This window comes from Erysipelothrix sp. HDW6C (genome assembly GCF_011299615.1).
Lineage (GTDB): Bacteria > Bacillota_I > Bacilli_A > Erysipelotrichales > Erysipelotrichaceae > Erysipelothrix.
The window spans coordinates 769,117-781,256 of record NZ_CP049861.1 but is presented as its reverse complement, the minus strand read 5'-3'; the positions used below and the strand labels follow the sequence as shown (position 1 = coordinate 781,256).

9 protein-coding genes and 9 tRNA genes are annotated in these 12,140 nt (G+C 36.7%); 1 reads left to right on the top strand and 17 read right to left on the bottom strand.

Features of this window, described 5'->3' with window-relative positions; translation table 11 throughout:
• Positions 1–22: 22 nt before the first annotated feature.
• From G7062_RS03425 to G7062_RS03410, 4 genes are all read right to left on the bottom strand, one after another.
• A complete protein-coding gene (locus tag G7062_RS03425) occupies positions 23–487 on the bottom strand; it encodes a hypothetical protein (RefSeq protein ID WP_166064522.1) in 465 nt (154 codons plus the stop codon).
• Positions 488–608: 121 nt separating this feature from the next.
• Positions 609–1,655: a J domain-containing protein gene (locus tag G7062_RS03420; protein ID WP_166064521.1), complete on the bottom strand. Its 1,047-nt coding sequence runs from the start codon at positions 1,653–1,655 to the stop codon at positions 609–611.
• 46 nt (positions 1,656–1,701) lie between these two features.
• Positions 1,702–3,408: an Hsp70 family protein gene (locus tag G7062_RS03415; RefSeq protein ID WP_166064520.1), complete on the bottom strand. Its 1,707-nt coding sequence runs from the start codon at positions 3,406–3,408 to the stop codon at positions 1,702–1,704.
• 385 nt (positions 3,409–3,793) lie between these two features.
• Complete coding sequence (locus G7062_RS03410; protein WP_166064519.1) at positions 3,794–5,569, bottom strand: leucine-rich repeat domain-containing protein; 1,776 nt, start codon at positions 5,567–5,569, stop codon at positions 3,794–3,796.
• Between the two features lie 746 nt (positions 5,570–6,315).
• On the opposite strand from G7062_RS03410, the gene G7062_RS03405 reads away from it, so the two are divergent.
• Positions 6,316–7,248, top strand: a complete 933-nt coding sequence (locus G7062_RS03405) for a glycosyltransferase family 2 protein (RefSeq protein WP_166064518.1) — start codon at positions 6,316–6,318, stop codon at positions 7,246–7,248.
• 116 nt (positions 7,249–7,364) lie between these two features.
• Here the strand turns inward: G7062_RS03405 and G7062_RS03400 are convergent.
• From G7062_RS03400 to potA, 13 genes are all read right to left on the bottom strand, one after another.
• Positions 7,365–7,440, bottom strand: a tRNA-Phe gene (locus G7062_RS03400).
• Positions 7,441–7,442: 2 nt separating this feature from the next.
• A tRNA-Met gene (locus G7062_RS03395) sits at positions 7,443–7,519 on the bottom strand.
• A gap of 64 nt (positions 7,520–7,583) precedes the next feature.
• Positions 7,584–7,672, bottom strand: a tRNA-Ser gene (locus G7062_RS03390).
• 15 nt (positions 7,673–7,687) lie between these two features.
• A tRNA-Ile gene (locus tag G7062_RS03385) sits at positions 7,688–7,764 on the bottom strand.
• 30 nt (positions 7,765–7,794) lie between these two features.
• Positions 7,795–7,871: transfer RNA gene (locus G7062_RS03380), tRNA-Met, on the bottom strand.
• Positions 7,872–7,901: 30 nt separating this feature from the next.
• Positions 7,902–7,978: transfer RNA gene (locus G7062_RS03375), tRNA-Pro, on the bottom strand.
• 7 nt (positions 7,979–7,985) lie between these two features.
• A tRNA-Arg gene (locus G7062_RS03370) sits at positions 7,986–8,062 on the bottom strand.
• A 50-nt stretch (positions 8,063–8,112) separates the two neighbouring features.
• Positions 8,113–8,199 (bottom strand) — tRNA-Leu (locus G7062_RS03365).
• A gap of 8 nt (positions 8,200–8,207) precedes the next feature.
• Positions 8,208–8,281 (bottom strand) — tRNA-Cys (locus G7062_RS03360).
• A gap of 109 nt (positions 8,282–8,390) precedes the next feature.
• On the bottom strand, positions 8,391–9,443 hold the full coding sequence (locus G7062_RS03355; protein ID WP_166064517.1) for an ABC transporter substrate-binding protein: 1,053 nt from the start codon (positions 9,441–9,443) through the stop codon (positions 8,391–8,393).
• The gene (locus G7062_RS03350) at positions 9,440–10,243 is read right to left on the bottom strand and encodes an ABC transporter permease (protein WP_166064516.1); all 804 of its coding nucleotides are present in this window, start codon (positions 10,241–10,243) and stop codon (positions 9,440–9,442) included. Before G7062_RS03350 ends, G7062_RS03355 begins: the two co-directional genes overlap by 4 nt.
• On the bottom strand, positions 10,243–11,088 hold the full coding sequence (locus G7062_RS03345; protein ID WP_166064515.1) for an ABC transporter permease: 846 nt from the start codon (positions 11,086–11,088) through the stop codon (positions 10,243–10,245). The genes G7062_RS03350 and G7062_RS03345 overlap by 1 nt, the downstream gene beginning before the upstream one ends.
• A complete protein-coding gene (gene potA, locus G7062_RS03340) occupies positions 11,088–12,137 on the bottom strand; it encodes a spermidine/putrescine ABC transporter ATP-binding protein (protein ID WP_166064514.1) in 1,050 nt (349 codons plus the stop codon). The genes G7062_RS03345 and potA overlap by 1 nt, the downstream gene beginning before the upstream one ends.
• Positions 12,138–12,140 lie beyond the last annotated feature (3 nt).

Sequence of the window (12,140 nt, the reverse complement as noted above, 5' to 3'; positions counted from 1 at the left end):
CGTTATGGCTACTCTTCTTTGATTAGTTCGCTACTGAGCAAGCAAATCCTTCGCTTTCAAGACCTTGAACAACAAAGTCATGTCCTTGGAACATTTTAATCATTAAGTCAAGCTCAGCTTGAGATGGCATATCATCTGAACCAAACTCACCACCAAACATTGCAAACAATTCCGCTAGTTTTGCAGTATCTAATGCATCAAATTCAACAGATGCACTTAACTTATCATTTTCTATTTTAAGGTCAATACCACCAATATCTGACAACAATGAGTTGATCATGGTTACACCAAGTTTTGCATCAGGATCACTAACATCACCCTCAACGACGATAGATTTAAGAGTATCTTCACCTTTTGTCTTTTTCACAAGTGTAATTGTCCCTGCACCACCTTCGAAATCTTTCGTTGTGCAAACTGTATCTTTCGTTCCTGATGAACATCCCACAAGAATAAATAGAACACCCAATACGGTTAGTAATTTTTTCATATTATTTTCCTCCATTACACATATTATAGTCGCATAACAACCAAAATCGCAAACACGGTATGAAAACATTCATTTATGTCACGAATAATACACAATCCTTGAGAACTTCCAATTATAAACGCTACATGGTTGCCAACCCAATGCCGAATAATACAAGAACTAGAAACCCTATTAGTATGATACACATTATTATCCATACTTTGGAAGGTACATCTAAATTTTCGAACTTATCCTCTTGATATGCTTTAATTAGTAATGCGTTACGCATTTGTACAATATGTTTATACTCTGGTCTGTCTTCATACATGTGAAGCATCAGATACAAAAATACAGTTACATCGTTGCGTAGATGCGGACGCTTCAAGATATCAAGTTCTTCCTTTTCTATCCAGTGGATCACATCATTGAAATCATCAATTTCACTAAGAATCTTTTTTGTTTCAAAAGGAATTTCAATATTTTCTCCATGTATCTCTTCTTTGGTTCGCATAAAAGTAAAATTTGAAATCTGATTCAAAATACTTAGCTTTCTTATATGCATTAGAAATGCATCGAACGTCACAGAATCAATTACATTGCTTACAGAAATCATGTCTGCGATACGCTGAATCGCTTTGACTGGAACAGAATCATATCTTATGTACAACTCAATGTTTAGAATTTGGTCGATGATTGCATTCACAATTCCCTCATCATCAAACGCATTTCGATTTGCGAGTTTAGTAATTATAACATCTGCTTCATCTTCTCGATAATCCTCTAACAATGAACGTAACTGAAATACCATCGGATACACCGCATCGATTAGACTTAGTTGTTCACTGTTAATGTCCATTTCCTCAAATGGGATGGCTGATTCGATGTTATTTGTCTCAACTGTTTCAACAACAGTCATTTCTGAGACTGCTTGATTTGGCAATGGTGAGAATTCATCTTCAACTTGGCCTTCAAACATTGAATCATCGTGTGATTGTGCATTCCATAGCCTCTTGTGCTTAGCAATAGATATCGCAATTTTGTATGCTTTATATACTTTCTTAAATAACTCGGGATTTTCTTCTGGATGGTATTGTTTAACAACTTTTGAATACGCTTTTCTAATGATATGTTCATCATCTGTTTCGCTAATTTCTAATATTTCCCATATTGTCATACCGTCAAAATTCATCACGTTCATCCTTTTCAATTCACATCGATTCTAAAGTTACATTTATCTAACTTCGTCTGCTTTTATCTTTTATTAAATGAAAAACATCTAGTTTATTGTCATCGAAATCGTTTAGAACTTGTGAAATTTTGCGTTCCATTTCAACCGAGGTCTTCGGACTTTCGTTATGAATGCATTCGATGAAATCTTGATATAGTTTTAAGATAATATCTTTCTGATACGCACTCGATTCGATCGAAGCGTTATTGAGACGCATCAGTAATGCCTCTTGCCGCACTGAGTATGCATAAACTTTCGGTTTAATTTTCTCGAGCTTCGTTCGGCTCTTTTTAATTTCGTCATCACTTACAAAACTATTAGTTTTTAGAGTCATGGAGACCTCTTCTTTACCATTCTCTTTTTCATGTACAGCATGTATCGTTAAAATTCCATTGATGTCATAACCATATGTAACAAAAACTTGAGCTTCACCTTGAGGAAGGCGTGTCACAGGGACTTCGAAGGACGACAATTTCTCGTTCAAAGATCCAATCATGTTATCTCCTTGCAACACCTCAAAATGTATCTTTTTTTGATTATCCCTCACTGTGACATAGCTCTTTGTCATCGAAACTGGGAGTGTCGTATTTTTGGGAATTATTTGTGAGAAAATGTCGCCCAATATTGAAGTCCCAAGTGAAAATGGACAGACATCTGTAATTACAATATCTCTTTTGCCCGATTCTCTATTCATTATGGCAATCATCTCACCAAGACCATATACTATGGCTTCATCAGGGTTGACATTCTGATTAATTTCCACTTGAAACAGTTGTTTGAGATACTCGTTAATTATATATGATTTGCTCGAACCACCTACACAGACAACATCATCAACATCATTGATCGTATATCCCGCATCCCCAAGTGCACTCGCAATTACTTTTCTAATTCTTAATAACAACGGCCTACAAATAAGCGTTAGTTTATTTTTACTGAGTTCATATTGTAGTACTTCATCACTAAAATTGATTTGAAATGAGGCACAATCAGTTTCTGAAAGTTTAATTTTTAGTTTCTCACTTTTCTTGAGAATTATTTCTTCAATCTGTCGTCCACCCTTTCTGAGTTGAGGATACTTGTTTAATACATCTTCAAAAATTAATCGGTCAATATCACTACCTCCCAATGCGTTATCACCTGATACTGTCAGAATCTCAACAATCTTATCAAAAACATCGACCACTGTAACATCCAGTGTGCCCCCACCAAAATCAAATACAACAAAAATCCCTTCATTTTTATCGTTATCAAGTTTTGTGAGAACTGCTGCGGATGGTTCATTAATAATTCTATCAACTTTGACACCCGCTAGAATTCCACAATTTCGAGTTGCATTACGTTGTTGGTCGGTAAAGTATGCCGGTACTGAGATAATAGCTTCCGTTACCGTTTCTCCAGTAAATCTCTCAACATCCGCAACCAGTTTTCTTATCATAAAAGAGGAGAGTTCTAGCGAGGTATATCTTGTATCACCAACCTTATACTTCAAATCGCTTCCCATACTACGTTTGAAAAGACTTACTGTCCTCGAAGGCTCTTCAATCTTCTTCTCAAGAGCGATTTTTCCAATCGTAATTTCTGCATTATGGCTGATATGAATTGCGGTCGGTGTCAGAAATTCATTGAATTCGTTGGGCACCAATACAGTTTTCCCGTCTTTACGAATACTCACTAGGCAGTTCGTAGTCCCTAAGTCTATACCAATTAACATAATACCCTCCAAATAGTTCTCTATTAATCCTATTACATTGAAATGCACATTTGTTAGTAATGATATTAATCCGCGTTCTAATGTCTTCAAAAGTAGATATTAATTGCGATAACTTGGGAATAATGTGCTGAATTGAGCAAAATGGTGAAAACTACCTCCTTGTCAAACTTTTAGTAGATTCTCATACTAAATAATGCATTGAATATAACATCTCTTTTCCTCTCAATCTAATGTAATTTATCATATTGCTCGAAACCGATAATCGACTAACAACAAAGAAAGACTCCCTGATTATAGGAAGTCTTTCACGTACTAATTTATCTAACGCTTGTGGATTATTTAAATTTTTAATTATTTGGCATTTTCATTAAGGAAAATAACAATGTTATTTTTTAGACAGTTGATTTTTTCTTAACACTAATAGAACACCAGAACCGGTAAGTATTACACCCAACACCATCACTAAACTACCCGTGTTTTGAATTCCTGTTTTAGGCAAGGTTGCTGTTTCATCAGCTTTGTTGGCATTTTGTATGTTTTGATCAGTATCTGTGTTTAAATTCTGATCAATTGGTGTTTCATTTGTATCATTAGGAAGGGTGATTTTCATATACACAAACGTGTGCTTGCTTTGTGTATTTGCTGCACCTTCAAATAGTTCATTATCAACAACCTCATATCCATCAATTTTCGGCGCAGATATCGTGAATGTCTCATCTATCTCATATGTTACTGCTTGAGGACTCAACAATTGGACTCCGCTCTCGTCAATAAACGCTACATGAACATCGACCTGTTTAAATGGATGGTAGACCGTTCCCGTGAACATGTCTCCATTATTAAAGTTGAAACTAGTACGTTGTTGGTTAATTAAACCACTCCATGAAATACCTTCATTCGAAGAAACCCCGCCATCACTGATTCTACTGAAAGTAATTTCTGTGTTCTTTTGATCAATATTAATAATTGGATTTGAAACACTAACATTACTCATCAGTTTTGTTGAGTCTAATTTAATGGTTTGATCTCTAAAGTCATAGTCTGTCAGATTTTGGTAGTAGTTTGATATCGGACTAATATCATGAATATAATTTCCTCTTAGATATAATTGAGTTACATTTGTCAGCCCTTCAAGTGCGCTAATGTCGTTGATATTATTGTAGCTCAATGTTATAAATGAAAGATTTGAAAGACCTTGAAGTGGCTCAATATCCGTAATTCTATTACTATACAATACCACTTTCTCAAGACTACTAATATTCTTAAGCGGACTGATATCAACAATTTGGTTATTTGAACTGTATAGTTCTTTTAGATTTTCAAGAGTTGACAGTGGTTCTAGATTAGCAAAACTTCCCTGACCATTACTAATGTATAGATTCACTAAACCTTTTAAAGTTGATAAATAACTTATATCTTCGATTTTATTTGATTCTAAACTTAGTGTTGCGATTGAAACGAGTCCTGCGAGTGGCGACATATCTGTTATCAAATTTCTAGATAGATATACTGTTTTAAGTTTTGTGAGCGGTGCTAGTGCTGATATATCTGAAATTTGGTTATCACTAAATGCAATACTAATTAGTGATGGGATTGTCTCAAGGGTTCCAATGTCACTAATGTTATTGGACGATAGGTCAAGACCAATCAATTTAGGTAACGAATCCAAGGGTGATAAATTCGTAATCTCATTTCTTTGTAGTGTGATAGAGCGAATATTTGTTAGAATTTGAATTCCTTCCAGAGATTTTATTCCTGCATCATTAGCCTTAAGAATCGTAAGCTTTTGCACATCTTCAGTTGTTAGATTTTCGTCTACAGATGAGTACCCGAGTGTCACAGCTACAGCTTCAGCCAAATTTTGATCTTGAAATAAATCCGTAATTCTTCCAACAATTGATTTTTCATTAAATTCTGAAACTTGTTCCACTTCAGTGGATTCAGCGGTAATCAGTACATCTTTTTCAACTTCAATTTCAGTAATATTAGAAGGGAGCTGAGAATCAATTCGTTCTATCTCAGTGGAAATTTTTTTTGCTGATTCATCCTTCTCATCACTTGCTTCACTTGCGTTAATTTTCGTTACTCCTGTTAGTAGTAGCGCTAAAAGAACAGCTACTTTACTACCATTTTTAATATAATTTATCATTTTTTCTTGCATATCTTCTCCTGTATGATTCTATAACTTGCATGCACTATCAAGCATGCATTTTTTGAGAAGGTATCCATAAATTAATTTAACTTAACTTACTTGTTTTAATCTTCAATAAGATTATATACTTAACAAACGCTCAAGATTATGTAATGTTACGAAACATCTAATTTATGTAACTAATCAAAACCGATTGTAATATCTACTTGAACTGTCAAAATATTCAATTCAATTAATGGGTTAAACACTGTTTGCGCTTACCATTAGATTGCTTATACTTTAGTTTCATATCACACTTCTAAGACTGAGTATTGGCATTCTATTTATTCATTTGGGCGTTATAGTAATCCTTGATTTATATCCAACATGTTACGGTATCCATATTGGACCATTCAATTCACTTTTTATTATTTTAAACTTTAGGCACAGAGAATACTTCAAATCAAACCGCCCTTTTCATTTGCTGGATTCATCTTTCAGTTCATTTTATCGAGTCGATGAGCACACTTTATCCAAGAATTAATTCAGAAACAGTTACTTCGGTATCTAAAGAAGCAACATGATAGGTACTGTAGTTTGGAAAATTATACGGAATTCTCTAACTAATTGTTCAAGTAATGTAAAGAGTCATTATAAACTGAGATTGAATTGAGTGAAGTCGAAACCAATAATTGTGTAACTATTTTTTGTTTTAATGCGATATAATAAAACATAGTAATTAAACTTAGATATACTTAGAGTATAAGGAGAATATTATGGAATCATTAGTATCGATTGTAGTGCCCGTTTATAATGGTGCAGAATCCATAAGTCAAACAATCAAGTCCGTGCTTGAGCAGACATATAAAAATTTGGAATTGGTAGTCATTGATGATGGAAGTACTGATAACACCGCTTCAGTCATTCAATCATTCGAAGATAATCGTATCGTCCTTAAACAGATAACAAATGGTGGTGTTTCGAATGCTAGAAATGTAGGAATTGAAATTGCTAAAGGTGCATATATCTCATTTTTAGATTCAGACGACTCTTATGAACTAGATTATATTGAAAACATGCTTAACCATATACAATATACAAATAGTGATCTTTGCTTTTGCGGATACAATGTAGTTAGCGTCGACTCACGCCAACCACGTGACACATCGTTTAAAACAAACAATGTATTGGAAGATTATTTGCTTGGTAAAATCGCAGTTCAAACAGCCGGGTGGCTTGTTAAAAAATCTGTATTGGATGATAATACAATACGTTTTGTTGAAAATATCTCCTGGGGCGAGGATATAGAGTTCTTCTCTGAAGTTATTTCAATGAGTAAAAGCATCGTTAGCGTCGAGCAATACTTAGTTAACTATTTGATTGATGGGGACGATCAGCAATTATCAGCATTTTCTCTAGATAAGATTGATCGCGATTATGAATCTATCATGAGAATGGTGGCATCAAAACATGTTAATTCAAATTCTAGGATTGAACGTATCCTGTTAGGATATCGCTTACCCGCATTGCTGGTTTATCGTATGAAAACGGCACTTGAGAGAGGCTATAGTATTCAGGATGTTCAGTCATACTATCAAAAATATTCTAAAGAAGCAGGAGTTAATGCTTGGAATAATGGACTGCGAAGTATAAAATTGTATCTTACTCAACGAACCTTGAGAAAGCAATTAAAGGATAAATTTTCATAAGTATTTAGAAAGTCATGCAAGGAAATTAGAATCCTAAGTGACTTTTTTATTTCAAATCTTGTGGAACGTAAAAAAGCACTGAATTAATTAAAATTCAGTGCTTATATACTGTGTCATGGTGGCCCCACTCAGAATCGAACTGAGGACACATGGAGCTTCAATCCATTGCTCTACCAACTGAGCTACAGGGCCATTGGTTGCGGGAGAAGGATTTGAACCTACGACCTTCGGGTTATGAGCCCGACGAGCTACCAGACTGCTCCATCCCGCGATATATTGGTATTTCTTAATGCTTAGTTATTATAACACATTCCATTTATTAATCAAGAATAATTTGGCGGAGGAGGGGAGATTCGAACTCCCGCACGCGCGAACGTCTGCTGGTTTTCAAGACCAGTCCCTTCAGCCACTTGGGTACTCCTCCAATTATTAAAAATTTTGGTGGACCCTGTAGGACTCGAACCTACGACCAACCGGTTATGAGCCGGTAGCTCTAACCAACTGAGCTAAGGGTCCGCTACTACAGTTTGTTTTCAAATAAATAAATGGTAGCGGGTGTGAGATTCGAACTCGCGACCTTCCGGGTATGAACCGGACGCTCTAGCCAACTGAGCTAACCCGCCAAAAATCATAATATCAGTTTTCAAAAAAAATGGTCGGGATGACAGGATTCGAACCTGCGACCCCCTGGTCCCAAACCAGGTGCACTACCAAGCTGTGCTACATCCCGATAAATATGGCGCGCTCGACAGGAGTTGAACCCATAACCTCCTGAGCCGTAATCAGGTGCTCTATCCAATTGAGCTACGAGCGCGTATTTACATCGATTTAAATCTCGGCTATTTAAACCCCAAAATAAAGTAATGGTGGGGATGAAGGGACTTGAACCCATACGAAGTTGCCTTCAACGGATTTTAAGTCCGTTGCGTCTACCAATTCCGCCACATCCCCAGTATTTTTGGAGGTTCCTATCGGATTTGAACCGATGATCACAGAGTTGCAGTCTATTGCCTTACCACTTGGCTAAGGAACCGTTTCTCACTGTGCTTTTACATTATACAATAACAAAAACAAAAAGCAAGCATAAACTAAAAAAAAAGCGCGATTTTGCGCTTTTCTTTATTGCGGTATATTTTGCCCCACTAATTAGTGGCTTTAATGCGTTGCCAGTAATCTGAGAGGATCACTTTCATGTCTGCATCGTAGAAGAATTCTTCGTCTTTTGCATAGCCTGTACGGGTTACATAGGAAGCGATTCCTTCGTAGGTGCCCCCTGGCCCTGTTACGTCGTCAATAACGGACTGAATTGGACTTGTATAACCAATTGCCTCTGTGATTGCTTTTGAGCTCTCTGCGTCGATCATGTAGTTCATCCACGTGTGTGCAAGTTCAGGATTTGGTGCATTTGCAGGAATTACCATGGCATCAACCCATGTATTTGTTCCTTCTGCTGGTGAATAGAATGCCATATCTGGATTTTCGCTTAGAACATAGTTTGCGTCCCCAGAATACATGACAGCCATATCTTTAACACCCGTTGCCATTCCATCAATAACTTCATCAGTTACGTAGATGGCGTCCATTGTTTTACGCATATCAACTAACCAATTATAAGCAACTTCAAGTTCTGCAGGGTCTGTTGTGTTCATTGAGTATCCATGTGCCTTTAGAGCAATCATGAATGCATCACGTTCTGAATCGTAGAAATAGAGTTTACCTTTGTATTTTTCATTCATTAAGATGTTCCAACCTTGGGATTCCAAGTCAGCGACATCAACGTTATTTTTATTGTAAAGAATACCTACATTTCCCCAGAAATAAGGAACCGTGTATTCGTTCGTTGGATCCATATGACGTCCTTTAAGATTTGGAAGGACATTTTCATAATTTGGAACCTTTGAGTAATCAACTTTTTGTAAGAGACCTTCTTCACGCATACGTTGTGTCATGTAGTCAGAAGGTACTAAGATGTCATATTTTGAGCCATCTTGTAATTTTGTATACATTGCTTCATTGGATTCAAACTTATCGTAGATAACTTTGACATTAAATTCTTTCTCAAACTCAGTAATCAAGCTTTCGTCAATATACTCACCCCAGTTGAATACACGGAGTTCTTGTTTTGCTTCGCCCGATCCTGAGCCACAACCGACTAAAATAAATAATGCTAATAATGCTACTGCTAATTTTTTCATTCAGTAACCACCTTTCTTTTGTCCTTCTTTACAAAGAGAGGGACGACATTTATTAATACGAGTGCAATGGTAATAATCACAACAATAATGGTCGACAATGCGTTAATGGTTGGATTAATACGTTTCGACATTGTATAAACAAGAATCGAAATATTGCTGACCCCATTACCCGTTACAAAGTATGAGATCACAAAGTCATCAAATGACATTGTGAATGCAATCAAGGCGCCGGATATAATTGCCGGTGTTAATTGCGGTAGGATAACTTTCGTTAACGCTTTGAATGGCGTCGCTCCCAGGTCCATTGCCGCATCGGCTAAACTTGGATCTAATGAGCGTAATTTTGGAAGTACTGTCATGATGACGTACGGTGTACAGAATGTAATGTGGGCAATTAACATGGTTATATACCCTTTTTCAAACACTTGTACGGATGCGAACAAGAGCATCAAACTTATCGCTGTAACAATCTCAGGGTTTAAAACTGGGAAGTTGTTAACGGCAAGGAAGAGTTTCTTGACGAGTGGTTTGTGTTTGGAAATACCAATTGCAGTTAGCGTTCCAACAACAGTTGAAATCAATGTTGCTAAAATCGCAATGGTAACAGAGTTACGCACTGCATCCATCATGTCACGACTTTCAAACAACTTGGTATACCATTGTGTTGAGAATCCTGCCCATGAGGTTAGGGAACGCGAGTCATTGAATGAGAAAATCATCATAACAAGAATCGGTCCATAGAAGAAGAGCAACATTGCACCAAGTGCAAAGAACCCTCCAAAGCGACGTTGTTTTTTCATTAGAGTTTACCTCCCTTTGGAAGTTCCTCAGCTTGATCACGATCAAACTTGTTTGCGAAGTGCATGGATACTAAGATGAGTACCGCCATAATTAGTGATATTGCGGATCCAAAGTTATAGTCACCAATATTAATGAACTGGTTCTCAATAAGATTACCAATCAAGACATAGCTTCCTCCACCCAAGAATTTTGGAATAATAAACGTCGAGAGCGAAGGTAAGAATACAAGAGTGATTCCCGAAATAACACCGGATAGTGACAGTGGGAAAATAACCTTGCGAAATGTTTGGAAGCGGTTGGCTCCCAAATCATAACTTGCCTGAACAAGTGACTCGTCCATCTTCGATAGAACTGTATAAATTTGAATAATCATAAATGGTAAGAAGTTGTATACCATTCCCAGGATAACTGCGAAATCTGTGTACATCATCTTAAGTGGGGGAATTCCGAAGAATCCCAAAACGTTATTAATAATTCCAACATCGGAAAGAATGCTAATCCATGCATACGTACGTACCAACATGTTAATCCACATTGGAATGGTTACCAAGAGAATCAGTAATGTTTGTGTCCGATCACTTCGACGTGAAATAATGTATGCCAATGGATAACCAATAATCAAACAAATTACAGTTGTGATTAATGCAATTCTTAAAGACTCAACAAGTACCTTTACGAATACGGGGTCAAAGAATTTCTTAAAGTTTTCGAGCGTAAACTGCAGTGAGATAACTGCGTTCCCTTTTGTCGTCAATGCATAGATAAGCACAAACAACATCGGCAGTACAATAAATAAGGCCATCCATACTACATAAGGGGTAATCAGCTTACGATATTGCTTCATTAATACGACTCCATCGTGTACATGACATGAATGTCTTCAGGGAAGAAGTGGATGCCAACTTCTTTTCCAACTTCAGAAACATCCGTTGTATGAATTTTGAATTCACGATTTTCAGTTGCAACAACAATTTCATAATGGACACCTTTGAACAAGATTGACTCAACAGTACCCACAAGTTTTCCCAAATCAACATCAACAATATCAATATCTTCAGGACGGATGACCACATCGACTTTTTCATTCTCATCAAAACCATGGTCCACACATTCAAATTCAATTCCGTCAAATTCGACTAAATTATCACGAATCATGATTGCTTCAAGAATATTTGAATCCCCAATAAAATTCGCAACAAATCGGTTTTCTGGCTCGTTGTAGATATCCATCGGTGTTCCAATCTGTTGGATTTCACCCTCGTTCATAACTACGATCTTATCAGACATTGTTAAGGCTTCTTCTTGATCATGGGTAACGTAGACGAAGGTAATCCCTACATCACGTTGAATTTCCTTGAGTTCGTGTTGCATCTCTTTTCGTAACTTAAGGTCTAGGGCTCCTAGAGGCTCATCCAGAAGCAATACCATAGGTTCGTTAACAAGCGCGCGCGCAATCGCAATTCGTTGCTGTTGCCCCCCCGACATCAGCGTAACGCTTCGTTTCTCAAATCCTTTAAGTCCTACAAGATCCAGCATGCGCTCAACTTTTTGTTTGATAACACCTTCATCTTCTTTTTTAATTCGTAATCCAAACGCGATGTTGTCATACACATTTAAATGCGGAAACAATGCATACCGTTGGAATACGGTGTTAATTTCTCGTTTATAGGCTGGTAGTCCGGATATTTCGATGCCATCAAAATAAACTTCCCCAGAACTCTGTTCCAAGAATCCCCCTAAGATTCTAAGTAGTGTCGTCTTACCACAACCTGACGGTCCCAGTAATGTTACAAATTCATTCTCAAAAATATCCAAATTAATGCCTTTAAGAACTAATTGATCATCAAAGTTTTTGACAATATTTTTGAATTGAATTAATAAATCTCTGTCCATACT

Coding starts and splice junctions, on each gene's coding strand:
- G7062_RS03425 (WP_166064522.1), bottom strand. CDS start 487: ATGAAAAAATTACTAACCGTATTGGGTGTTCTATTTATTCTTGTGGGA.
- G7062_RS03420 (WP_166064521.1), bottom strand. CDS start 1,655: ATGAATTTTGACGGTATGACAATATGGGAAATATTAGAAATTAGCGAA.
- G7062_RS03415 (WP_166064520.1), bottom strand. CDS start 3,408: ATGTTAATTGGTATAGACTTAGGGACTACGAACTGCCTAGTGAGTATT.
- G7062_RS03410 (WP_166064519.1), bottom strand. CDS start 5,569: ATGCAAGAAAAAATGATAAATTATATTAAAAATGGTAGTAAAGTAGCT.
- G7062_RS03405 (WP_166064518.1), top strand. CDS start 6,316: ATGGAATCATTAGTATCGATTGTAGTGCCCGTTTATAATGGTGCAGAA.
- G7062_RS03355 (WP_166064517.1), bottom strand. CDS start 9,443: ATGAAAAAATTAGCAGTAGCATTATTAGCATTATTTATTTTAGTCGGT.
- G7062_RS03350 (WP_166064516.1), bottom strand. CDS start 10,243: ATGAAAAAACAACGTCGCTTTGGAGGGTTCTTTGCACTTGGTGCAATG.
- G7062_RS03345 (WP_166064515.1), bottom strand. CDS start 11,088: ATGAAGCAATATCGTAAGCTGATTACCCCTTATGTAGTATGGATGGCC.
- potA (WP_166064514.1), bottom strand. CDS start 12,137: ATGGACAGAGATTTATTAATTCAATTCAAAAATATTGTCAAAAACTTT.